This window comes from Pontibacter arcticus (assembly GCF_003284895.1).
GTDB classification, from domain to species: domain Bacteria; phylum Bacteroidota; class Bacteroidia; order Cytophagales; family Hymenobacteraceae; genus Pontibacter; species Pontibacter arcticus.
On record NZ_QMDV01000001.1, the window covers coordinates 1,061,591 to 1,085,401 of the forward strand.

The 23,811-nt window shown below is 47.9% G+C and carries 18 protein-coding genes; 6 read left to right on the top strand and 12 right to left on the bottom strand.

The window, feature by feature from the left end; genetic code table 11:
* Positions 1-17 precede the first annotated feature (17 nt).
* From DP923_RS04740 to DP923_RS04795, 12 genes are all read right to left on the bottom strand, one after another.
* Positions 18-1,823: a hypothetical protein gene (locus DP923_RS04740; protein WP_112304628.1), complete on the bottom strand. Its 1,806-nt coding sequence runs from the start codon at positions 1,821-1,823 to the stop codon at positions 18-20.
* Between the two features lie 27 nt (positions 1,824-1,850).
* Positions 1,851-4,031 carry a DUF4175 family protein gene (locus DP923_RS04745; protein ID WP_112304629.1) on the bottom strand — a complete coding sequence of 727 codons (2,181 nt, stop codon included), beginning with the start codon at positions 4,029-4,031 and terminating at the stop codon, positions 1,851-1,853.
* A 5-nt stretch (positions 4,032-4,036) separates the two neighbouring features.
* Entirely contained in the window at positions 4,037-5,512 is a 1,476-nt protein-coding gene (locus tag DP923_RS04750) for a BatA domain-containing protein (RefSeq protein ID WP_165838145.1), read from the bottom strand.
* Positions 5,513-5,548: 36 nt separating this feature from the next.
* On the bottom strand, positions 5,549-6,283 hold the full coding sequence (locus tag DP923_RS04755; protein ID WP_112304631.1) for a class I SAM-dependent methyltransferase: 735 nt from the start codon (positions 6,281-6,283) through the stop codon (positions 5,549-5,551).
* 12 nt (positions 6,284-6,295) lie between these two features.
* Entirely contained in the window at positions 6,296-7,189 is an 894-nt protein-coding gene (locus DP923_RS04760) for a DUF58 domain-containing protein (RefSeq protein WP_112304632.1), read from the bottom strand.
* Positions 7,190-7,265: 76 nt separating this feature from the next.
* On the bottom strand, positions 7,266-7,931 hold the full coding sequence (locus DP923_RS04765; protein ID WP_112304633.1) for a hypothetical protein: 666 nt from the start codon (positions 7,929-7,931) through the stop codon (positions 7,266-7,268).
* Between the two features lie 39 nt (positions 7,932-7,970).
* The gene (locus DP923_RS04770) at positions 7,971-8,510 is read right to left on the bottom strand and encodes a hypothetical protein (RefSeq protein WP_112304634.1); all 540 of its coding nucleotides are present in this window, start codon (positions 8,508-8,510) and stop codon (positions 7,971-7,973) included.
* A gap of 54 nt (positions 8,511-8,564) precedes the next feature.
* Positions 8,565-9,560, bottom strand: a complete 996-nt coding sequence (locus DP923_RS04775) for an AAA family ATPase (protein WP_112304635.1) — start codon at positions 9,558-9,560, stop codon at positions 8,565-8,567.
* A 305-nt stretch (positions 9,561-9,865) separates the two neighbouring features.
* On the bottom strand, positions 9,866-10,483 hold the full coding sequence (locus DP923_RS04780; RefSeq protein ID WP_112304636.1) for a DUF4159 domain-containing protein: 618 nt from the start codon (positions 10,481-10,483) through the stop codon (positions 9,866-9,868).
* Between the two features lie 110 nt (positions 10,484-10,593).
* A complete protein-coding gene (locus DP923_RS04785; protein WP_112304637.1) occupies positions 10,594-11,910 on the bottom strand; it encodes a TldD/PmbA family protein in 1,317 nt (438 codons plus the stop codon).
* A 28-nt stretch (positions 11,911-11,938) separates the two neighbouring features.
* The gene (locus DP923_RS04790; RefSeq protein ID WP_112304638.1) at positions 11,939-13,585 is read right to left on the bottom strand and encodes a TldD/PmbA family protein; all 1,647 of its coding nucleotides are present in this window, start codon (positions 13,583-13,585) and stop codon (positions 11,939-11,941) included.
* Between the two features lie 307 nt (positions 13,586-13,892).
* Positions 13,893-14,531 carry a septal ring lytic transglycosylase RlpA family protein gene (locus DP923_RS04795; RefSeq protein ID WP_112304639.1) on the bottom strand — a complete coding sequence of 213 codons (639 nt, stop codon included), beginning with the start codon at positions 14,529-14,531 and terminating at the stop codon, positions 13,893-13,895.
* 335 nt (positions 14,532-14,866) lie between these two features.
* Between DP923_RS04795 and DP923_RS04800 the strand changes: the two genes are divergently transcribed.
* The 6 genes from DP923_RS04800 (at position 14,867) to dgt (ending at position 23,589) form a co-directional block, all read left to right on the top strand.
* Positions 14,867-15,775 (top strand): DUF72 domain-containing protein, encoded by a 909-nt coding sequence (locus tag DP923_RS04800; protein WP_112304640.1) that lies wholly within the window; start codon positions 14,867-14,869, stop codon positions 15,773-15,775.
* Between the two features lie 544 nt (positions 15,776-16,319).
* Positions 16,320-16,709: a BlaI/MecI/CopY family transcriptional regulator gene (locus DP923_RS04805; RefSeq protein WP_112304641.1), complete on the top strand. Its 390-nt coding sequence runs from the start codon at positions 16,320-16,322 to the stop codon at positions 16,707-16,709.
* Positions 16,706-18,724, top strand: coding sequence for a M56 family metallopeptidase (locus tag DP923_RS04810; protein WP_112304642.1), 2,019 nt, complete (start codon positions 16,706-16,708; stop codon positions 18,722-18,724). Before DP923_RS04805 ends, DP923_RS04810 begins: the two co-directional genes overlap by 4 nt.
* 186 nt (positions 18,725-18,910) lie before the next feature.
* Positions 18,911-21,085: a T9SS type A sorting domain-containing protein gene (locus tag DP923_RS04815; RefSeq protein WP_112304643.1), complete on the top strand. Its 2,175-nt coding sequence runs from the start codon at positions 18,911-18,913 to the stop codon at positions 21,083-21,085.
* A 165-nt stretch (positions 21,086-21,250) separates the two neighbouring features.
* Positions 21,251-22,186, top strand: a complete 936-nt coding sequence (locus tag DP923_RS04820) for a DUF3667 domain-containing protein (RefSeq protein ID WP_239020938.1) — start codon at positions 21,251-21,253, stop codon at positions 22,184-22,186.
* A gap of 29 nt (positions 22,187-22,215) precedes the next feature.
* The gene (gene dgt / locus DP923_RS04825) at positions 22,216-23,589 is read left to right on the top strand and encodes a dGTP triphosphohydrolase (RefSeq protein ID WP_112304644.1); all 1,374 of its coding nucleotides are present in this window, start codon (positions 22,216-22,218) and stop codon (positions 23,587-23,589) included.
* Positions 23,590-23,811 lie beyond the last annotated feature (222 nt).

Genomic DNA, 23,811 nt, shown 5'->3' on the forward strand with positions numbered 1-23,811 from the left:
GCAGACATCAGCGCTACTTATAACTTTTCTTCCAGCCACAGGTAACCGCTGCTGAGTACAAACAGGATAAAGAACCAGAGGATCGAAACCTGCTCTTCCTGGTAAGCTATACTTGCCTGCGTTGGTTTTATGCCTTGGCTGCTGGCAAAAGCCAGGGTCGCTTCGCGCTTAGCTTCCGAAGTTGCAAAGTGCCAGTCGGAGGTGTCTTGTACAAAAAAGTAATAAAGCGCTTTTTCAGGAGCCTGGATAACGTGCCAGCCGGTTTGCTGCGGCCAGAAAGTGCCGGTAAATTGCTCGGGTTGCAAGGGTACTTGAGCCAGCGATAAGTCTGCTTTCAAAGAATCTTTCAAGCTAAAAACCTGCACCTTTGCAGTGGCATCAGCTAAAGTATAATCGGTGAGTTGGAGCGTTACAGCTTTGTTAACTAATGGGACCTGCGGAGATCGTATTTGCCAGAAGCTTTCGTTGGTTTCCGGTTTGGCTATTTCTGAAATGACATGCGCCCAGTAGCGTGCATAAACGGCTTCCTTGCCTTCCAGTTGCCACGGAAACGTCTGCGGTGCAAAACTGAACCCTACTTTCCCCCAGCCCGCTTTCTTAAAGCCAGCCAGCAAATTGTTTCCCTTTTCCGTTACTAAACTTGTTACTGCCGTTGTCGGAATAAGCGAATACGGCGCGACTGAAATCGAAGCTTCTCCGGTACCTGTCCAGGTAGCGTCTGCCGTACGGGTATCCTGTTGCGAGAGCCGTTGTGCCCGGAAACTAGTGAAAAATGTGGTGTTGCGGTTCGTAGCTGGTTCGGAAGCAATGGTGAGTACGCCCAGCCCATTTTCTGTAACGGCCTGTTGCAACGCCCTTCGTTCGGTGGCATTCATACTTTGCAGCGCCTGCGGTTCGGTAATCACCACATCAAAAGTTTGCAGCAATTTAGGTGTGATGCTGCTGAGATTGGTTTCGGGCAAGTTTACCCACTCGCTTTGGTTAATGCCCTTGCTAACGGTGCTCCGAAGCGCCACTTTATGCTGTAATTGCCCTAAATGGTTTTTCAGGAACTTGAATTCGAACTGCGGAAACGAGGCAAGTATAAGTATACTAATTGGCTTAACAGGCTGCACCTGCACCGGAATCTGGCCTAATGTATCCTGCTTCTCATCTGTTTTTGCCAGTAACTGGTACGTGAAACGGCCTTCCTGTTTGGGTGTGTAGCTCAGCGCAAAAGTATAGGTGCTGTCAGGTTTTACTTGGAGGGAATCGCGTACGCGACCGGCTGCCTGCAAGTATAAACGGGTAGGTTTGGTAGCTTTATACTTTCCGGTTACAACTACACGTTCGCCCAGCTTTACTTTTTCCGGCCAGCTAATAGTTTTTATTCCTTCAGCTTTATTGGCTACATGCGGAATCAGATTTATACTTTCCAATAATTGCAGTTCTTCCTGTTCCAAACCTTCGCCCAGTACGTGCAACGTTTGCAAAGCCGGGTATTGCTGTTTTAAAGTATAAAGATGCGGTATGGCTGTAGCCTCATCAGCTTCGGTTTTATAACTGAAAAGCTGTGGAGCTGCAACCGAAGTATCGAGTAAAGCAGCCAGCGTATCAGCATTAAAATTGGGTGTTAAAAGTATGGCTGTGCTCGGGTTGATCGTTTTCCGGATGGATGGTGGAAATATCAGCAACACCAGGCTTATACCAGCTAGTATACTTGCCAGCACCCGCCAAACGCGTCGGTTGGGGTTGGGTCTGCGCCACGCCAGGGCAACCAGCAGCAGTGTGGCAGCAATGCCTAAAAGCCAGGGGAAGTATGTAGAGTCAGCAAGTATGGTCATCAAAATAAATGGGTCGTATAGCCTGTTTTAATCGGCTCTTTTCTGCAATTCTTTTAAATACTCGTAGCCAAGTTTGCCTCTGGCGGTGTTTGCTTTTTGTGGCGTTTGCGAGGCTGGTGGTAATAATTCGGCCCAGGCGCTCTCAACTTTTACAAGGCAGTTTCGGCACAGCGGTTTGTTTTGGTTGATGTCGGAAATTAAGGTGCGCAGGTCCTGCAACGCCTGTAAGTAGCGGCCCGGTTTTGCAAAAGCCTGTTGCGCCATCTCCTGACCGGCTTTCTCTAGTATGCGGCTATCGGCAGCTACGTAAGTGTTCTTGTGTTTGTAGTTCTCTAGCCAGTTTAAAGCGGCGCGGGTATGGGGCAGGTTGGTTTCGGACTTTATACTTTGCTTTTCCGATGGTGCCGTAATTTTACTCAGGTCGCCGGTCAAGCGTTTTTCGGGTTCTTTAAGAGGCGGCGCGTCGAAACCGGTTTTAGCCACATAAGCACGCGAGCTCTGTTGCACCTGTTTCAGTAAGCGCAGGGCTTTGTACTCGAATGGCAAGGCTTCTTTAGGTTTGTGCGTACGCAGTCGTAGTTCAGCTTCCCACATCTGTGCCAGCGCTCCTTTCAGTTTTGCTTTCACGGCAGGTTCAAAAATAGTGGCTTCGCCTTCCTGGTCGTGTTTGTGCATGTAAGGGTCCAGCAAAGCCTGCGGGTCGTTGCTGTTCTCGAACTCCGGATGGTCGTGGCCATCGCCTGCGGAATGCTCCTCGCCTGCCGGAATACCGCCACCCGGACCAATACCGCTCTCCGATTCCTCGCCTAAAAATTTACCGTAGCGCAAACGCAGCAGTTTCTGGTCGGCGCCGATGTTGTTGGAGCGTTGCTCAAAAGTGGTTCTGCTGATGTTTTTTTGTTCTGCTATCAGTTTTTCGGTGTCGATGATGATCTGGCGCTGGCTCCTGAAATATTCCGGTACCGGGTTTACGCCCATACTCATATCAAAATTGTTATCTACTACAGCCGTATCTTCTATCTGCACAAAGTATGTTTCGGAGCGGGTGTAGCCCCGGTGGTTGTCATGGGCCTGAATGTAAAAGTAGAGTTCGTCGCCGTAGGTCATGCCCAGTTTTTTCAGGTCGAGGGTTTGGTTTGCATGAAAGCTGCGTTTGGTGCCGCTAAAACCCAGGCTGATCTTTTCTTCCCTGAACTTAACTGCCTCGCCGGTTCCTTTGGCTACGGTGGCTACCAGGTTTGCTTCGCGGATGCCGTAATCATCCGAAATAGTGGCCTGTAAATTTACCCGCTGCGGATCGCCAAAAAGAATCTCCGTGTACTGTTCCGGTTTCTGTATAACAATAGTAGGAGCTTCGTCCGGAATGATTTCCAACGTATAAAAAGCAGAGTTTTCTCCGTTCAGGCGCAGGTTGTACAGAGCCGGTTCGGTAAAAGCTTTAGACAAAGTATAAACTTCCTGTTGCCTTTTAAAAGGCGAAATAGTGTTCTCGTTCAGGACAAGCTGGAGTTGTTTGGCAGGTTTGTTTGTGTGGATGCGCCAGGTAATAGTAGCGCCTTGTTCCACGCGCAGGTTAGGCTGGCTGACCGTATAAGCAGCTTTGCCGGTGTAAGAAGGCGGCGTAACGGTAATGTCTATTTTCTCAATTTTCACGATCGTATCCGAAGCCGCAACTGGCGCATTCGGGAAATCGATTTTTACTTCTTCTGATGGTTGGGTAGCAGTCGTAACAGCCGCCGCTGGCAGCAGCACGATAAGCAAGGCCAGCAACGTACCGGCAGCCAGCAAAATACCCGATGTTGCTGGTTTTACATAAAATACCTTTTCCTGCTCTGGATGAAGTTTTTGAAGCGCGGTAGCCACTTTGCGCTGCTGCAGCTTTTCGAGCAGGTTAAGTTCGGTGGCAGGGCGTAAAAGTAAAGCGGAGCTGTCTTCGAGTTGCGGGTAATTGCGGTTGAGGTGGCTGGCTACCTGTTGCAGCGTTGTTTTGTTGCTGTGCTGCCACCGAAATATAAAGTATAAAAAAGCCAAAAGTATAAGGCCGGCAGCCACTCCCACTAGCAGCCAGTTCTCAAATTGAAACCGGTAAAGTATCGCCACACCAACCAGCAAAAGCGCCAGAGCCTGCATAGCGTAAAGCCGCATTTTTGCCTGCACATATTGCCGCCGTACCTGCTCTAAAATAGAAATGCTTTTTTCTGTTTCCATAGCCGTTATGTAGTGCGCCGGATGGCTAAAAATCGTTCAACTAAAAACAACATAAACGCAGCCAGTACAAACCACGGCAGCAGGTTTTGCTGTTTCGCGTCTGAATTTATACTTGCCTGCAGCGGTGTTCTGGCGGTTGGCATAAACTGGTTTTCTGCGGATGCGCGCACATCATACTTTGTAAAATCGGGTTGCGGAAACAGAACCGGCAGCAGCAATTCCGGTAGCTGTGCGCTTTGCCCCAGATCGCTCCATTGCGGCGCAAAACCGCTCCAAAAATAATAGACGTTCTCCTGTTTTGTAAGCAGTGCCTCACCGGTTGCAGTACGCCATTTTATACTTTCGTTTGGTGCAAGTGCAGCCTGACTTACCTGATGGATTTTTACAGGCATGGTATTGAGCGTAACACTGGTTTTAACAGCCGTTGGTTTTGCAACAGCCTGCAACCACACGTTTCTACCTTCTTTTATACGTTCGGGTAAAGCATCGCTTCGCAACCAGAAAATAAAATTGGCTGAAGAATCGGCTGTAGCAGTTTCTGTTAGGCTGATGGGCAAACCTGTGTAGCTGCTGATGGCGTTAAGTGCCGCTTTGATGTATATAACTTCAGGCTGTTGGCTTTTTCCGGAAAGTATGGCTACCTGAAACGGCGCTTTCTGAAGTATAACTTGGCTCGTATCCTGGTCATTAATCAACTGTATATAATCACCTGAAAGGTTAAAATTGAGCTGCTTTCCATTGCTGCTTATACTTTTGTTTGCGAGCGTGGTGCGCTGGCTACTGTATGTGATGTTATCACGGGAGCTGTGGCCGATTAGCAGCAACAAACTATCAGCGTTTAGCTGCGTGGCGGTTTGCAGCCAGGTAGTTTCGGTTTCGGTGGCTACCGGTATCCAGGTAATGTTTTCGGGTAAGCTGGCGGGTTTTGTTCCGGCAAAAAAACGCTGCTGATCAGAAGTAAAAAGGATCACGCTGTCCTGCGGCTGGTTATACTTTTCGGAAAGCAGCGGTAGCAAACGCCAGTAATTCTGCGGTTGGTTTATACTTGAATCAGCAGGATTTATACTTAGTTGTTGCCATTTTTCCGGTGTAATTTCCTGCATTCCCGGCGTATAAGTATGCAGTGTAAATCCCTGTTTCACTAGTGTATCAATAGCAGGTTTTATCCTTTGGAGGGCTGCTGTGTAAAGCAATTCAGGACTTACCACCACTGCTTTTTTGCTCACTTTTTTCGGGTCGAGCTGCATCCAGACCGGCTCGGCCAATGCTGCTGCCAACAGCAAAAGTATAACGCAACGTAGCAACAGTAAGCCAACCTGTGTTAGTTTTATACTGTTCAACCGGCTGCTCGCCGATTCTTCGATCCAGCGCAGGCTACCAATTCTCACGGTTTTGCCCTGGCGTTTATTCCATAAGTGTATCGCAATCGGAATAAGTATAGCCGACGCTGCAAAAAGCCAGTAAGGAGAAAGGAAAGACACTGATAGGTAGAAAGTTATAAAGTTGAAAGTTAAGGTTTATACTTTGCCGATCCGGGTGAGCACTTCGAAACGGATTTCTGTGGTTTGTTCGTCGCCCCAGGTTGCTTTTAGTTCGTCGTGTAGCAGTTCGAGCGGATTCTGACCGTTGGCTTTTTCGTAATGTTTCACCGCCGACCAGGTGTTCAGATACCCAACCAGTTCCTCGAAACGCCAGGTATAAGTCATCTCGAAATGCGGTGCATTCAACTCCTCAAATGGGAACGGAATGGTCTGGTAATTTTCGTCGAGGTAGCGGCGCTCCGGGTCCCAATAACCGGAAAGCAGGCCATCGTATAGCATATGGATTACCTCATCTAGCTTGGGTTGCGTTTTCAGGAGGCCGTAACCAAGTATGGCGATGACGCCACCGGGCTTAAGCACACGCTTTGCTTCTGCATAAAACAAATCAAAATTAAACCAATGAACCGCCTGCGCCACCACTACCAAATCAACTGAATTATCCTCGAAAGAAGCATTTTCGGCCTGTTCGGTTTTATAAAGTATATTGGGGTGCTGCGTGGCATTCTTCAATTGGTTTTCGCTGATATCCGTACCGATTACCTGACCGAAATATTCTGAAAGCATAACGGCAACCTGCCCGTTACCGGTGGCACAATCCCAGGCCAAGTGGTGCGCCGGTGCGATACTTACCAGGTGCGCGATCAGCTCGCGTGGGTACGATGGCCTGAATTTGGCGTAATCAGCGGCGTGTCCGGAGAAGTTGTCTTTCATCGTTTTTCGGGTTTAACTATAGAGCAAACGCTTCTGCAGGAACGTGCGAAGTGCTTTGTCCAACGGCTCGTCGGTTGTGAAAAGGTCATAGTTTATCTGACGGTGGCGCATGTTGCGTTCAGTTTGCTGCAGCCAGTTTTGCAGTTGCTCCAGGTACGTCTGGCGCTGCGACGCCGTGTTCACCTGTAGTGTTCGGTTCGTTTCCAGATCTTCAAAAGTAAGCGTGCTTCCGAAATCAAAGTCCAACTCGTTGCGGCTCATCAGATGGAAAAGCAACAGTTCATGCCGTTGTGCGCCCAGTTTAAACAACAGGTTCGAAATTTCAGCTTCGTCTTCGTACAAATCCGTCAGGAAAACAGTCAGCTCCTTTTGCCTGCGGTTCGCGAATAAGTTGGCAGCCGTGTTTACATCCGGAAATTTGCCTTTAGGTTGCACCGCCGCCAGTTGGTGCCAGAAGCGTTGCAGGTGCATGTTATCGGAGCGCGGCGTCAGGTTGATGAGTTGGTCCTGCTGTAATATATAAAGCCCTGTTTCATCGCCTTGTGTTGTTGCTAAGTACGCCAGGGAAGCCACTAAAAACCGCGCATAGTCCATTTTGCTGATGCCATTCGCATCTTCGTGGGCCATGGAGGCGCTGCCATCCAGTATAAACCGAACAGTAATATTGGTATCAACTTCGGCTTCGCGGATGTAATAGCGGTCGGAGCGGGCAAACATTTTCCAGTCTAATTGGCGCAGATCGTCGCCGGGTTGGTAGCTGCGGTATTGGCTGAACTCCAACCCAGCACCACGCCGCAGACTCTGGTTCTGGCCCGCCAAAAAGCCTTCCACCACTGTTTTAGCCAGCAGCGGCAGGTCTTTTATGGTAGCCAGTACCTTAGGGTCGATAAATTTGTGGGTGCTCAAGGGTTCCTTTATGTTATATAATTTTTTAGTTAAGTATATTTCCTAAAGTTTGAAGTTTAAGATGTACATAGGGTAATTACTTTTTCTTTCTTTTAAAAGCAATAACTAAAGCTAAGAATGCAAAGCCTAGTGCGATGTAAGATATGGCATTACTACTAGAAGGCTGTGATGCTACCGGATTGCTCTCATTTCTTCTGTAAGCTAAAAGCATGGCATATTCACACGTCCAATTTTTTAGGAATACAGGTAGCATTTCCCTTTCTTTTTCCAATATAAACTCATCAAGCTTCTCGTGGTATTCAACCATCGCAGCACTATCTGCTCTAACCTCTGAAGTTGGGGGAGCTGGGTATTCGGGTATATTATTGGATAAAGGATGTGATAAGCTTCTGGAAAGACTGCTCAAATCCTTTAACTGTAATCCTTTGGGAGTATTTTCAAGCTTTGAGTAAACAATCCACATCCCTTCTTTTGGGGCCAAATAACATTTGTGCTTGTATGATCCGAATATAGTATCAGCTTCAACCTTTCCTTTAAAAATGTCTATCACCTTCATGCTATAGTTAAAGCCATCGGAGGCTATGACTTCACTGAGGAAAATTACTTCGCTGTCCTTTATTTCATTTTGAACTGTTGCTATACTCCAATTTGCCCATTTTTGTCCTGGGCAACTTCCTGCATTCGAACTGATGGTAATCAGAATAGCAATAACTATAAGTATAAATCCTTTATAGTATTCCATTTTAGATGCTTATGAATAACAGAAAAATAAAAGAGATTGCTACACTAAGCTCTGTCTCAGTTTCAAATCAACCAACTCTGCTTCTATAGTGGCATCATCCAGTATAACATCCACACCGCCAATTAACTCTTCGCGCACTTTCAGCATATACTTCCGAGTGTCGGTGTAAAGCACAAGGGCTGCGTCGTAGTGTATGGTTTCGCCGGCTTCCTGGCTCAAGTCCTGGTACACTTCTATCAAAAGCACCTGCGATGACAGTACCTTTAATTCAGAATATTGCCCTGATTGCAGCAGCTTTTCTTTGCGGAGCGGCATTCTGCTTTCTTCGATGGCGAATTCGTAATAGGTAATGGATGAACCGGACGAAAGCCTGTAATCGGCGCTGATGTTGATGAAAGTAAGGTCGCCGCGGTTGGTTTTCAGGCCAAGTGCAAATTCCGGAGCCCAATACGAAACATGGTTGCCGGTGGCGTCTACTTTTATACTATCCGTAAAGAAATAACACAGCCTTTCGCCCACAATCTTTCTTAAAAGCTGCGTTCCGGTCTCGGTCAGTTTTGCATGTACGATCTCTTCCATCTGGTTCCGGATTAACTGTAAAAGTATAGCTATAATTTGAGCTTGATGTTATACTTAGGCCAGCACCGCTTTGGTCAGTTTTATACTTTGCAGCAGCTCGTCCACTACCCTGTCCGGGGTGATGCGTTCGGCTTCGGCGTTAAAGTTTACCAGCACACGATGGCGCAAAACGGGGTAAGCCATTTCCCGGATATCTTCCTGCGTTACCGCGAAACGGCCATGCAGCAAAGCCCGCGCTTTGGCGGTAAGTATAAGTGCCTGCCCGGCACGAGGGCCAGCCCCCCAGCGGCAGTAGGTCTTTACAAACTCCACGGAAGTCGTTTCGGGGCGGGTAGCGCGTACCAGGTTATTCACGTAGGCCATTAGCTCGTTGTTTATACTTACTTCGCGTACAAGCTGGCGCAGCAGCATAACTTCTTCGCCGGTTAAGCTCGGTTGTATGTGTGCCTGCCGGGTGCCGGTTGTATTGGTAAGGATTGCCAGTTCTTCCTGCTCGTTGGGGTAGCGTATTTTGATGTATAAGAGAAAGCGGTCGAGTTGCGCTTCGGGTAGCGGGTAGGTGCCAGCCTGCTCGATCGGGTTCTGGGTTGCGAGCAAAAAAAATGGTTTCGGCAGCGAATAGGTTTTACCGGCGTACGTTACCTCGTGCTCCTGCATGGCCTCGAGCAACGCTGCCTGCGTTTTGGGCGGCGTCCGGTTTATTTCGTCGGCCAGCACGATGTTCGAGAAGATCGGCCCTTCGTTAAATTTGAAAAAGCGCTTACCTGTTACATGGTCTTCTTCCAGCACTTCGGTGCCCAGAATGTCGGTTGGCATCAGATCGGGCGTGAACTGAATTCTCCGGAATCCCAGATCCATAGCGCTGGCCAACGTACGTACCAGTAAGGTTTTTGCCAGCCCGGGTACGCCTTCCAGCAAACCGTGGCCACCTGCCAAAAGTATGATCAGTACTTCGTCGAGCACTTCTTCCTGGCCAACAATTACTTTCTGTATTTCCTGTTTCAGCTTTGGTAGTTTGCTGAGCAGGTGTTGTATGTCTTGTTCTGTCATTTTATACTTTATGACTGTCTGTTTAAGCCTTCGTTTATACTTTGCTGGCGTAGGTACTGCCTTTCCAACTCTTAAAGTATAAGTTTCATAGTTGGGTTTTTCGCCTCGCCGGCTAGGCCTTACTTTTCTCCTTGATGAGAAAAGTAAGCAAAAGAATCAAGACGATTTTGAACTCGCTGAACGCTCAAACAAAAAATCGTCATTAGTGCACCTGGCTAAGACTGTCGCTTCGTAGCAAGTATAAATATTATACTTTGTGAGGAAGTCTTTACGGCACTTGGTTATCCTATAATTATAATCCTTTCTCAACTCGTAAGCGCATACATAATAATATTGACGCCGAATTTGGTATTATCCTCTGCCAGCCAGCGTTTGTTCCGGAAATCGTAGTCCCATTCGCAGCCGTAATCTTTGTTGCTGTAGAGCACCGCTATGCGGCCGTTTATTTCGATGGCTTTCAGGTAATCGTGCACCAGGTCATCGCCCCAGCCGTTCAGCTCAAAGCTTGTAGTCGGCGGGCCATCCTCAAACGTGAAAAAGCTTTTGTAGAGTTTGTGGTTGTTGGGGATCTTCTTCAGCGCGTTCTGTCCGAAAATCTGTCGCATCTCTTCCTCAAATGACCGCGCAAAAAGGCCGTCCACATCGTGGTTGCAATCATCCACAAACACAAAGCCGCCGTTACGCACATACATCTCAAAATTGCTGCGCTCTTTTTTGTTGAACTGCACCAGCTTGTGCCCGCTCAGGTAACTGAACGGGTAATTAAACAGCTCGGCACTTTCCAGCGAAACCACTTTTTCCTGCTCCGTAACTTTAACAGTAGTGTACTCTATTAAAGAATGCAGCAGGTTGGTAGGCATACGCGGGTCGGTATCCCAGTTGCCGGAGCGGTATTGTAAACGTACGAAGGTAAAAGGAGGCATTTATTGAGTTATGAATGCTTGCTGCGTTACGGGTTAATTATTTACACGCTTTAAAATGAATGCCGCACACAAAAGCTGCATGCGGCATTCAAACTATAAATTAAGCTAAACTACACGGCATCCGATAAACTGGTGAACGTAAAGTCGCGCACTTTCATTGGCGGAATCAGGTTGCCGCTGATGCGTTGTGGTTTGCCCAGCGCTTCCAAGTTATTCAGCATAATGATCGGACTTTCGTTGAAACGGAAGTTTTTAACCGGGTACATGATTTTGCCATTCTCGATGTAGAAAGTTCCGTCGCGGGTAAGGCCCGTGTAAAGCAGCGTTTGCGGATCCACAGAACGGATATACCACAGGCGCGTCACCAATATGCCTCTTTTAGTGCTCTTGATCATATCTTCGACAGATTGGTTGCCGCCTTCCATGATCATGCCACCACCGCCCGGTACAGATTTAGCGCCGGTTTTCTGAGCCCAGTAAAGCGAGTTCGAAAGGTTTTTCACAACGCCCTTTTCTATCCAGGTTGTTTTTTCGCGTGGGCGGCCATCGCCTGCAAAAGGAGCACCCGGAATTTCTGGGTTGGATGGGTCAGAGTATACAGTTATGCGTTCATCAACCAGTTTTTCGCCTAGTTTGGTTTTGCCGCCGGCTTTGCTCAGGAAGCTACGCCCTTCTTCGGCGCCCCGCTGGTCAAGGCCACGGAACATACCCTGCAAAAGGTCGATGGAAGCAGCAGGCTCCAGGATAACGGTATACTTGCCTGGCTCTAATGCTTTGGCGTTACGCGAGTCAGCGGCTTTTTTAGCAGCAATAGCAGATGCTTTTCCTGTATCAAGCTTGCTTACATCACTAAAGTCCTGGGTTACATAACCAGAGCCTGTTCCATCTTTGGTACGCATCGTTACCGAAAAATCAACTTCCGTAGACGGGTGGTAAGCAACCAGCCCTTTCGAGTTCATCTTCGCCAGAAAGCTGGTGTAATGCTCCAGGAAACCGGCTGCTTCCAAATCTTTGGCAGTAGCGGCAGCTATACTTTTTGCGGCAGCATCGGCACGGTAAGCAGGGTCTATTTTAGCTGTAGAATCGAAAAGCTCTTTGGTTGTGATATACTTTTGGGCGCCCAGCATCGGTACATATTCCGGGCTTTCCGGTGCTAGTTTGGCTATTTCTTCCGAACGGCGGATCACTTTTTCCAGCGATTTATCGTCGAACTCGTTGATGGTGGCTACACCAGAGCGTTTCCCAAATCGTGATTCTACGGAAAGGGCCACATTTTCTTCGGTGCCGCTGGTAGATACTTCGTTGTTTGCGTAGCGGATGTTTCCGCCCACGTTGCCGGTAAGTGTAAGTTCACACTCATCAGCCTTTGAATAAGCCAGTGCCTTTTTCAGGATCGCCTGTGCTTCTTCTTTACTTAATATTGCCATTTTGTTGATGTTCTTTAGAAGTAAAAGACTAGATCTTACGGGCTGTGTTGATCACGTTTACGCCGTTAAAGCGGGTGTGAGCAGAGCCATGCGATACCGCACTTACCTGACTTGGCTGGCCTTTTCCGTCGAAGAAAGAGCCAAACAAACGGTAGTCGCTTTCGTCGCACATATCAGCGCAGGAGTTCCAGAATTCCTGGGTGTTGCTTTGGTATGCCACATCCTCTAACTGGCCTACAATTTTGCCTTTGCTAATCTCGTAGAACACGGTACCGCCAAACTGGAAGTTATAGCGCTGTTGGTCGATGGAGTAAGAGCCACGGCCGGCAATGTAAACACCTTTGTCAACGCCGGCAATCAGCTGGTCTACGTTCTTTTTGGTTTTGCCCGGAGCCAGCGATACGTTTGGCATACGCTGGAACTGCACTGAGCTCCAGTTATCGGCATACGCACAACCATGTGATTCTTTTTCGCCGATGATGTGTGCCTGGTCGCGGATGGCCTGGTAATTTACCAGCGTACCGTCTTTGATCAGATCCCATTGCTTTGTTTTCACGCCTTCATCATCCCAGCCTACCAGGCCAAGCGAACCTTTCTGCGTTTTATCAGCAAAGATGTGCACCTTATCAGAGCCATACTTAAAGTTCTTGGTTTTCCATTTGTCCAGCGTGGCAAAAGAAGTACCGGCATAGTTGGCTTCGTAGCCCAGTACACGGTCGAGTTCCAGCGGGTGGCCCACCGATTCGTGAATAGTTAAGCCCAGGTGGTTCGGATCGAGGATAAGGTCATACTTGCCGGCCGCTACCGATTTTGCTGTCAGTTTTGCTTTGGCCTGCTTGGCAGCCAGTGTCGCATCTTCCAGCATATCGTAGGCATTGCGGTAGCCTACCAGGCCTGTTCCTTCAGGGCCTTTAATTTTTTCAGAAGCTTTCGGGTTCATGTATTCGTACCCCATGCCCATTGGCGAGCTTAATGCTTCGCGGGTTCTGAATTTGCCGGAGGCACTGTCTACAGCCGTTACCGTAAAGTTTGGCCAGATGCGGTGCACATCCTGGTCTATATAAGAGCCATCCGTAGAGGCAAAATATTTCTGTTCGTTTACCTGGAACAAGGCAGAGTTTACGAAGTTAGCGCCGTTCTCCATGGCTTTGGCATTTGCAGCTAACAGCAGGTCTGCTTTTTCGCCCACAGGTACTTCAAAAGCGTTTTTCTCGATCGGCGTTTTCCAGGATACTTCCCCAAACCCTTTTACAGGAGCCAGTTGAACCGGTACTTTCTGCAGTTTTGCGTTGGCCTTGGCAATGGCTACAGCCTGTTCGGTTGCTTTGGCAATGCCTTTATCCGATACATCCGAAGTGGCAGCAAAGCCCCACGTACCATTAGCCAGTACGCGTATACCTACGCCGTAAGACTCAGCGTTTACTACGTTCTGTACTTGTTTCTCGCGGGTGAAAACATACTGCTGCAGGTAGCGGCCAATGCGCACATCAGCATAAGAAGCGCCTCTTGTTTTGGCGGTATTCAGGGCTACGTCAGCAAGGCGTTTTTTAAGGGCCGTGTCTACGGTCTCCAGCAGGCGTTCGGGTGCAATAATATCACCAAACAAGGGGATGCTTGGCAGCATTAACCCACCGATGCCCAGCGCCGATAGTTCAAGAAAATTTCGTCTTTTCAAAGTAGTGTAAAGTTTAGATGTAGTTTAGAGAGTTTAGGTTTCGTTAGCTAAGTATAAAGATTTTGGTTTTTATATCAAAGTTTAACCACAGTAATCTGTCTAAAGCCTATATTCTCTAGATGAAACCCGCAAAGCGTTCTACCAAACCGAATAGTACTTAAAAGCAAAAAAGCGCAGCACCCTCTAGCCGGATGCTGCGCTTTTTGTCTGCTGCACACTCATTATATATAGGTGTACAAGAGGTTGAATTTTCTTTGTTCTAAACCGACCTACAGATAAGCCGAAAACAGGAATGTTGAAGTGGCGCTTATGCCTCTTTTACCAGCCCCTGCAGGCCTTCTTCTTTCAGGAGATCGTTAAAGGCTTGTGCCTGCTGGCGGTTCTCGAAACGGCCGGCGCGAATGCGTAATACTTTTTTGTTTCCTAGTTGCTGCTCCTGCAGTTCTACGGGCAGGTGCTTATCGAATGCTTTTAAACGCTGGCTCAAGGTCTGGGCATGCTCCAGGTCAAAGTATGATCCTGTCTGGATGGTATAGAAACCTGCGTTTGCCGGGTTATAATCGCCGGGTAACTCCAGCACCTCTACTTTTACCTGGCCAATACCTTCTCTGTGGAAATCCAGTTTACGGGCAGCTACTTCCGAAACATCAATAATACGATTGCCTACAAACGGGCCTCTGTCGTTGATGCGTACAATTACTGACTCTTGGTTGTCCAGGTTTGTTACTTTTACTTTTGTACCGAAGGGCAGGGTTTGATGCGCAGCAGTCATGTGGTTTTTATTATAGCGCTCGCCGCTGCTTGTTTTGCGGCCATGGTATTTGCTGCCGTACCAGGAGGCTTGTCCTTTCTGGACATCTGTGGTCTGTGCTAGAACCGGCTCGTGAAAGCCGAGGAATAGAAAAATGATTACTGTAAAAAGGAAAAATTTTCTATCGTTAGTCATATGTTTAAATGTTGATGAAGGCGCAAAGTTACAAAATAATATTTTAAACGAGCCCTTTTGCTGCATTATTGCCCTGAAGGCGTAGGGGGATACTGCTTAAAGCGCATAATTGATTATAGGGCATTATTTGACAAAATCGCTGTTTAAGGGACATATGGCAATATTTTCATAGGTTTTTTCTGTAACACAGCATGGCTGCATCAAAACGAAAAAAAATTTCTGTTTCGTATGATAAAAGGGGCGGAAGATGGTAGATTTCGGGCTGCAACGTAGAACGCTGCTGTGGTTTTTGCCCTGAAACTGCAGACACCGTATAGAGAAGAAAAGCGAAAATTATGGACTTTGGAAAGCTGTCAGATATCAGCCTTGTAGACTTTACCCTACCCCCCGACCACCCCGATACACTGCCCTTTTTGCAGCAGTTTAAGCGTACCGAAAAACCGCAGGTATACATTGGGCTACCGGTGTGGGTAAATAAAAGCTGGGTAGGTTCGTGGTACCCGGCGGGCATGTCAGAGAAAGATGCACTGCACTGGTATGGCAGGCAGTTTAACACCATCGAGCTTAACAGCAGCCACTACCATATTCCTGGCCAGAGTACAATTGAGCGCTGGCAGCAGGTAACGCCGCAGGGGTTTAAGTTCTGTCCTAAGTTTCCGCAACTCATCAGCCACGAAAGCCAGTTGCGCCACACCGCCGACCTGACTGCCGCATTCTGTAGCGCCATAGCTGGCCTGGAAGATAAACTGGGCGATTCGTTTCTGCAGTTGCCTCCCTATTTTGGCCCCAAACAACTACCCGACCTGGAAGCCTTTGTGCAGTTTATTCCGGAAACCATTCCGTTTACCGTAGAGCTGCGCCACCCCGATTGGTATACAGATAATGTTGCCAGCCTGGAGCTGTTTGAGGTGTTGCAAAAGTATAAAGTAGGCACTGTGTTAACGGATGTAGCCGGCAGGCGCGATGTGCTGCACATGCGCCTTACCACGCCATCGGCTATGGTGCGGTTTGTAGGGAACAGCCTGCACCCAACAGATTATACCCGAATTGATGCGTGGGTGCAACGCCTGAAAGTATGGTTTGAGAATGGCTTGCAGCAGCTATACTTTTTTGTGCATGAGCCTGATAACACCCTGGCTCCGGACCTGGCGCTTTACCTTATAAAAGAGTTAAATAAAGTATGCAATTTGGATATAAAGTTGCCGAAGAAGTTTGTACAAGCGGTGCAGGGGGAGTTGTTTTAGTGAATTTATACTTTGCTGGCGTAGCTGGCTGCTTTGGTTAATTTTTTAAACTATTGTTTCATAGTCGGCTTTCGCGCTCGGCGGCCGCGCTGGCCGCGTTTTCGCCTTCAGCGCTGTGTTCATTTCCTGTCTAACGACTGCCACTAACGTGGCACCGGAAACTCACAAGGCGCTTCATGCGAAAACTGGAAAAGTTTTTTTCTTCGATCATCTGATTTATACTTCATAGCAAAGTATACTTCTGTTCAAAGCAAATGTCTTTGGTTAAGCCAACACCCCTCCTTTTCAAGGAGGGGTGCCGCAGGCGGGGTGGTTAATCTCATCAAGGAGAAAAGTAAGACCCAGCGGACTTGCAGCGAAAAAGCCAACTATACAACAAGCACTTCTCTATTAAGCTAGAAAGAAAGTAAGCCAGCAAAGTATAAACCCCCTCCCCCTTTTTACTTCAACATACGAAATAAATCGTAAATAAAATTTCCTTTTACGAAAAGATTCGTATATACTTGCATGATCACTTTTGTGTCGCTTTAACTGATTGTATAATATGGACTTAGAAAAACACCCCAAACCAACCGAAGCCGAACTGGAGATACTGCAGGTACTTTGGCAAAATGGACCTTCCACGGTGCGCTTTGTACACGATAAACTGAGCGAAACCAAAGACGCCGGCTATACCACCACTTTAAAGCTGATGCAGATCATGGCCGAAAAGAAAATGCTGGAAGCGGATAAGGCAAACCGCTCGCATGTGTTTCGGCCGTTGCTGAAAGAGGAAGCCACTCAAAAGCAACTCCTCGACCGTTTCCTGGACAGCACGTTCCGGGGGTCGGCGTCCCGGTTGGTGATGCAGGCGCTCGGTAACCACACCGCTTCGCGCGAAGAACTTGATGAAATAAGAAATCTATTAGATAAACTGGAAGGAGGTAAAAAATGAACCTGTTACCCGAAATTTTCCCGGAGGCGTTGGTAAATGCCTTGGGCTGGACCTTGCTGCACTCGCTTTGGCAGGGGGCTTTGCTGGCCGTTATACTTGGCCTTTTGCTGGTTGTGCTGCACCGGCACAGCGCTAAAATAAGGTATTGGGTGGCAGGTAGCGCGTTGCTCTTTCAGCTTTGTTTTTCAGGGGCTACATTTCTATACTATGGCAGCCAGCCCGAGGCAACTGTTACAGCAAGTATAAATTCGCAACTTATACTTCAGGCTGATGCTGTGGCTCCAAGCATAGAAGCAAGTACTTTCTGGGATGCGCCTTTAGCTGCTACGCAGGTATACTTTAAAGAGCACTTGCCGTTGGTGGTTACGTGCTGGGCGCTTGGTTTGCTGCTGATGTTGCTCCGTTTTATAGGCGGTATTGCATACGCACAGCGCCTGCGGAAGTATAGAACAGCGGCACTGGGGCAAAACTGGCAAAACAAATTACAACTACTCAGCCATCACATCGGTGTAAAGCAAACCGTAAGACTAATGGAGTCTGCGCTGGTAGAGGTGCCCGTTACCATTGGTTTTATCAAGCCTGTTATCCTGATGCCGATTGGCGCGGTAACCGGCTTGTCGCAAAACCAGGTGCAAGCGGTGCTGGCCCATGAGCTGGCGCATATACTTCGGAAAGATTATTTGCTTAACTTAGTACAGTCGGTGGTAGAGTTGCTGTTCTTCTACCATCCTGCTATGTGGTGGATATCGGGTATTGTGCGTGCCGAACGCGAGCATTGCTGCGATGATATTGCTGTGGCAGCATGCGGTGATACCCTGACCTATGCCCGCGCGTTAGCCGAACTGGAAGCTATGCGCCTTCCGGTTTCACCAAGTATGGCCATGGCGGTGTCAGGTGGTAAAGGTTCTTTGCTGAGCAGGATTAAAAGGTTGATCGGGCAACCGGCGCCAGGGCCAACTTTTTCGGAAGGTTTTGTAGCGGCGCTGGTAGTGGTAGTTGGCTGCCTGGTTTTTTCGGTGAGCGCGATGGCGGCGCTAAATCCATGGAGCGATCCGGTAAAGAAAACGGAGAAAGCAGAACAGATTTTATCTCCTGAAACAGAAGTTGCCTTAAAGCCGGAAACAACCGATGAAACTGAGAAAGCTGCTTCTGTTTATACTTTGCAGGATACCGTAGGGCAACAGCAGAATATAGTGATCATCAAAAATAAAAAAGGGAAAATTACGGAGTTGTATGTAAACGGGAAACGCATTCCGGACAAAGACATAGAGCAGTACAGCGAGTTGGTAGCACAGCAGTTGCAGGCAACCAAAAAAGCACCGAAAGCAACCAGGGCAGAAGTTCAGGCCGAAATGAGAGCAGCCAGAGAGGCCGCAGCAAGTGGAAACCGCAGATCAGAAACGCGCAATTATACCTACAGGTATAGCACAGATGGCGATGTGCCGCCTGCGCCGCCGGTACCTGCTGCACCACCTGCGCCAGCCCGTGAAATGCTGCCTCCTGTTCCGCCCGCTCCTCCTAGGCCACCTATGCCTGTAGGCACAGCAGATAAAGACCGCCGCAAAGCAGACCTGAAGCAATACGAAGCAGATATGAAACAGTACCAAGCTGACATGAAGGATTATGAAGCCAGACTGCGTGCATTGCGGGCAAATGGTAGTTTAACCGAGGAACGTTACCAGGCGCAATTGCAACAGCACCAGCAAATGCTTAAACGCCAGGAAACACTGCACCAGGAACGCGCCAAACGCCACGAAGAAATGGCCGTACGCCATGCCGAGCGCGAAAAAGAGCACCAGGCCCGTACGCAGCGAATGGAAGATGTGAAAAGCGAACTGATAAAAGATGGCATTTTAGAAAAGAACGCGGCTAACCTCAGCATCCAGTTAACAGATAGCGATCTGATCGTGAATGGTAAAAAACAACCGCAGGAGCTGCACGAAAAGTATAAAAAGATGATGTCGGAGGGCAAGGGAGCCAATACCAGTATTAATATACAGTACAATAAAAACTAAGTATACCAGTTAAGTTTTTTAAAACCTGGCAGCTTGTACGAGCCTGCCAGGTTTTTTTGCGTATAACCCTCAACTGCAAAGTAGGTATATGCGTAGGGCACTAATCCGATGGCTAAGATTTTCGGTCTGATCTAGTACTTTTGCTTCAAAATTATTAACTTAACTCATTCTATTGTTTTTGCTTGTATGGTTATCAACTCTACCGTTTTTTCTAAAATAACTTCTCCCGGCTTCCGGATGCTGCTGTTATTATTTACAATGCTGCTTGCCCACAGAGTACAGGCATCCGAACCAACCCAAATGATTCCGCTCACCCTGGAGAAACGTGTGCAGGAAGCCGATCTGGTACTGGAAGGGGAAGTTGTGTCGCAGAAATCGTTTTGGGATGCGAACCATGCCAACATTTATACTTCCAACATTATTAGGGTATACAAGCTGTTTAAAGGCGAAACAAAGGCACAGGAAGTTGAAGTGATAACAGAAGGCGGAACAGTAGGCATGAGCAAGCACGTCTTCTCTACGGCATTGCATCTTTCCAAAGGGCAGCAGGGCGTATTTTTCCTGAGGAAAGATCTGCCTGTGCACAGTACACCCGAGAACGGAAAATTGCTTTCGGTGCGTGCCTATGGCAGCCAGCAGGGGTTGGTAACGTATAACCTGGAGCGCGGAACGGCCAAAGATGTGTTCAGCAAGTATAAATCAGTAGACGAAGTTTACCAGCAGATATCCAAAAAAACGGGCAAACAATTCCGGACGGTTTCCAGAAACGAGCGCCTCCTAAAAACAAACAAAGTACAACAGCAGAAAACGCAGGGAGCAGCAGCCCCGGTTATAACCGATTTCTCACCGAAGGTAGCCAGTGCCGGTACCAAAACCATTCTTACCATTACAGGGAGTGGCTTTGGCAACAGCCGCGGCGAAAATGGCGCTGTAGAGTTTAAGAACGCAGATGATGGCGGAGACAGTTTTATAAGGCCTTTGGCAGCAGAGTATATTTCGTGGTCTAACACACAGATCAAAATGTATGTGCCTTCAACATCAGAAGGAGAGAATGGCAGCCCGGCCGGTACCGGTCAGATAAATGTAATTTCAGCCGACGGCAATATTACCACCAGCACCGCCGTCCTTACTATTCCGTTTGCCTACTCTAACATCAGTTATGAAGGCCTGTCTTACCAGCCTGTTTTAGCAGACCGTAATAACCAGGGCGGCTACACGGTGCGTTTCTCTACAAGTATGGCAAACCGCACCGAAGCCAGAGAAGGATTTACAAGAGCCCTGAACAGCTGGGTTTGCAACACAACCGTAAACTGGCAGATCGGGCAGAACACAACCATAGATGCCAGCGCAGAAGATAACCAGAATGTGATCCGCTTTGCACCAAGAACAACGCTGGGCGAAAATGTGCTGGCCCGCACCGTAAGCCGCTATGCCGGTTGCCAGACCAATAGCACACCCCGGCAGGTTGGCTGGCGCGTGCAGGAATTTGATATGGAAATAAGCTCCAACATTAACTGGGAATATGGCCCCGGCGCACCACAAGCCAGGCAATTCGATTTCGAGACCGTTATACTACACGAGTTGGGTCATGCGCACCAATTAGGACACGTTATACTTCCTAATTCAGCTGTAATGCACTTTGCCGTAGAAGACGAAGTACTGTTCAGAACCTTAAGCCCCGACGATATTGCTGGCGGCGCAACCGTTATAGCGAACAGCCTGATCGCTGAAAAAGCAGCGCTGGCAACCGGTTGCCGGTCCGGAGAAGCAGGTGGTGATGCAAAACCGTATCGCGCTAACCCGGAAGGCGGATGCGTACCCGAAGTTAAAAATATGACTGCTGCCTATCAGGGTAGTGATGTGTTGGTAAAATGGGAAATTGAGAACGGTGGCAACATTGATTACTTTACAGTTCAGCGCAGCGCCGAAGGCATAACCTGGAACAATGTAAGCAGTGTAATAGACCGCACCACCAGCAACAGTTATGCTTACACCGACCCAACACCTTTACCAAACAGTAGTTTTTACAGAATAAAAGTTACTTACAACAATGGAAAAGTTGGTTATACTATCAGGAAGCGTGCCGTCGAGCCTTCAGCGCTGAGAGTGCTTAAACCGTTTCCGAACCCTGTAAACCCGCAGAACAATATTGTACAGTTATTATACTTAGTCGAGCAGAATACTTCGCTTTCGCTGCAGCTATACTCTATCACAGGTAAGCTAATGGGTACCTATACCATTGTGGTAACTGCCGATAGCACCCCTGCACAGATCGACATGACAGAGTTTGCAGCAGGCATATACATCTTAAAGTGGCAGGACAAATCGACTAGCGGCGAAACCAGGATCGTGAAGCTCTGATAAAATATCTTTTATACTTCTAATGGCCGGTACCTTGCAGTTTTTGCAATGTGCCGGCCATTTTGCATTTAGATTAGTTAATTCTGATAAAGTATAGCATTATTATAGGCATAAAACTATATTTGATCTTACAATGAGAGCACAACCTTAGCCTGTCAGGCAATTATGGAAAAGAAACGGCGCAAACTTGCCCAATGTCCGAACTGCAGTTATACGTTTGAGGATATAAATAACTTTTGCCCTAACTGCGGCCAGGAAAACCACGACCTGAACGTGCCGGTAAAGCACCTGATAGCGGAGTTCTTTGAAGGCACCCTGCACTACGACACCAAATTCTTAAAAACCCTGAAGTACCTGCTCATCAGGCCCGGTCTGCTCACCGAAAAGTTTAACATAGGCCAGCGCGCTTCGTATGTGCCGCCTTTCCGGTTGTATGTGTTCATCAGTTTCTTGTTCTTTTTCCTGGTTGCCATTAACCATAACATCTTAAATCTAAAGGCAAGTAACAACACCAAGGAAACAGCAGCAGCAGTACGGCAGGCAACTGCCGAAGCCATAAAGCAGGAGCAACTCAATTCGGGAAGTATAGTTCGGTTCGATCCGCAGGATTCTGCCCTTGCTGTGATGGACACCACCAACGGCCGGATCGGGCTGGAGTTCGGGGATACCGGGCGGGCCAATTTCCTGGAAAATAAGTTCAGCCAGTTTCTGAACAACAGCGAGCAAAGCCGGGCAAAACTGCTCAAAAACTTTTCGCTGATGATGTTCGTGCTGATGCCTTTTTTTGCATACCTTTTATACTTGTTCTACATCAAGCAGCGGCGCAATTATGTGGAGCATCTGATGTTCTCCATCCACCTACATTCCTTTATTTTTATAGTGCTCAGTATCGTATTGCTGCTAAACTATGTGCTACCCAGTGTAGATTTATTAGGCTGGGTTTTTCTGGTCATACTTATTTATACTTTTATAGCCTTGCGGCAGGTATACAAACGTTCTTTCTGGCGCACTTTTTTTAAGATGATTCCGATCGCGCTCATCTACAACATCACCCTTTTTGTGTTTTTTATCGGCACTTTATTTATCAGCGCATTGCTGTAGTAAGGCTGTTTTATATTTCGTTTATACTTATGCACCCGAATACAGCTACCTGGAACAAACTTATCTCTAAAAAACGCTTCGAAACAACTGCTAAAAAGTATACTTCCGATGAGTCTGTAAGGGGCGAATTTCAGCGCGATTACGACCGTATCGTGTTTTCGTCTGCGTTCCGGAGGTTACAGAACAAGACGCAGGTAATGCCCATGCCCGAAAGCGATTTTGTACACACCCGCCTTACCCATAGCCTCGAAGCATCAGTGGTTGGCCGGTCGTTGGGGCGCATTGTGGGCAAAAGTATACTCGAGCGCTACCCGGAACTGGCCAAAGAAAAAAACATACAGGAAGCTGATTTTGGTGATGTGGTAGCGGCCGCGTGCCTGGCTCATGATATCGGAAACCCACCGTTCGGGCATTCCGGCGAAGACGCTATTTCAGCATACTTCCTGAGTGATGAAGCGCAGCCTTTTTTAACCAATTTATCCGCTGCCGAGAAAGCCGATTTTCAACGCTACGAAGGCAACGCCGCCGGCTTCCGGACGCTAACTTATACATACCCGGCGCACTGCAATTTGCCCGGCGGCCTCAGTCTTACCTATACTACGCTTGCCACGTTTACCAAATACCCGAAAGAATCATTACCGGTTATAGCAGGCACCAAAAATACCAGCGAGAAAAAGTATGGCTTCTTCCAGACCGAAAAAGTATGGTTTGCCACCATTGCCAACGAGCTGGGCTTGCTGAATAAAAGCCAGGCAGGCGAAGTTATTTTTCAGCGCCACCCGCTTGCTTTCTTAGTGGAGGCCGCCGACGATATCTGTTACCGCATCATTGATTTTGAAGATGGCTTAAAGCTTGGCCTCGTGCCGCAGGAAAAAGGAATGGACTTGCTCCGCCAGATTCTGAACGACGATCCGAACCGGCAATCCACGCTTTCTTTTTACGATTGGAAAGAGGAGATCGGGTATCTGCGCGCCCGCATCATTGGCCGTTTGATAGAAGAAACCGCCGGTATTTTTTTACAGCACGAACAAGAAATCCTGAACGGTACCTACGACAAGCCTTTGATAAACGAACTGGCCTGCAAACCTGTTTTAAACGAGATCAGCGAACTTTCTGTGAAGTTAATTTACCAGAATCGCCCTGTTCTGGAGATTGAAGCGGCCGGTTTTGAGGTATTAGGCGGTTTGCTGGAAGCCTGCATGAAAGCCGTTTTCCGGACCGAGTCGAAGCATTACAAAAAACTGGCAGCCCTCATTCCTGCGCATTATATCCAACTCCCGGAGTCTGCTACGACTTACGAGCGCATCCTCCACATCACGGATTTTGTAGGCAGCCTCACCGACCAGGCCGCACTTGGGCTTTACCGAAAAATAAAAGGCATCGAGCTGCCGCGCATGTATTAAACCCCGGAATCATGCTTTCCGGCACCGGATTTATACTTGGTTATACACGGGCAGCTATACAAATCAGCGCCTGCAAAGTATAAAATTGTCTTGCCTGGGGCCTTTTTTTGTCTAGAAAGCCCATAGGTTCGTCTAGGTTAAGCTTGGGTTGGTCTGTTTTACAACCTGGCAAACCTAACTAATTAGTAACTGCGCCCCATTTGCTTTAATTTTATACTTTCT

What these genes read in the sequence shown, in the direction of transcription:
- DP923_RS04740 (WP_112304628.1), bottom strand. Translation starts at nt 1,823, where the DNA reads ATGACCATACTTGCTGACTCTACATACTTCCCCTGGCTTTTAGGCATT.
- DP923_RS04745 (WP_112304629.1), bottom strand. Translation starts at nt 4,031, where the DNA reads ATGGAAACAGAAAAAAGCATTTCTATTTTAGAGCAGGTACGGCGGCAA.
- DP923_RS04755 (WP_112304631.1), bottom strand. Translation starts at nt 6,283, where the DNA reads ATGAAAGACAACTTCTCCGGACACGCCGCTGATTACGCCAAATTCAGG.
- DP923_RS04765 (WP_112304633.1), bottom strand. Translation starts at nt 7,931, where the DNA reads ATGGAATACTATAAAGGATTTATACTTATAGTTATTGCTATTCTGATT.
- DP923_RS04770 (WP_112304634.1), bottom strand. Translation starts at nt 8,510, where the DNA reads ATGGAAGAGATCGTACATGCAAAACTGACCGAGACCGGAACGCAGCTT.
- DP923_RS04775 (WP_112304635.1), bottom strand. Translation starts at nt 9,560, where the DNA reads ATGACAGAACAAGACATACAACACCTGCTCAGCAAACTACCAAAGCTG.
- DP923_RS04780 (WP_112304636.1), bottom strand. Translation starts at nt 10,483, where the DNA reads ATGCCTCCTTTTACCTTCGTACGTTTACAATACCGCTCCGGCAACTGG.
- DP923_RS04785 (WP_112304637.1), bottom strand. Translation starts at nt 11,910, where the DNA reads ATGGCAATATTAAGTAAAGAAGAAGCACAGGCGATCCTGAAAAAGGCA.
- DP923_RS04795 (WP_112304639.1), bottom strand. Translation starts at nt 14,531, where the DNA reads ATGACTAACGATAGAAAATTTTTCCTTTTTACAGTAATCATTTTTCTA.
- DP923_RS04800 (WP_112304640.1), top strand. Translation starts at nt 14,867, where the DNA reads ATGGACTTTGGAAAGCTGTCAGATATCAGCCTTGTAGACTTTACCCTA.
- DP923_RS04805 (WP_112304641.1), top strand. Translation starts at nt 16,320, where the DNA reads ATGGACTTAGAAAAACACCCCAAACCAACCGAAGCCGAACTGGAGATA.
- DP923_RS04810 (WP_112304642.1), top strand. Translation starts at nt 16,706, where the DNA reads ATGAACCTGTTACCCGAAATTTTCCCGGAGGCGTTGGTAAATGCCTTG.
- DP923_RS04815 (WP_112304643.1), top strand. Translation starts at nt 18,911, where the DNA reads ATGGTTATCAACTCTACCGTTTTTTCTAAAATAACTTCTCCCGGCTTC.
- DP923_RS04820 (WP_239020938.1), top strand. Translation starts at nt 21,251, where the DNA reads ATGGAAAAGAAACGGCGCAAACTTGCCCAATGTCCGAACTGCAGTTAT.
- dgt (WP_112304644.1), top strand. Translation starts at nt 22,216, where the DNA reads ATGCACCCGAATACAGCTACCTGGAACAAACTTATCTCTAAAAAACGC.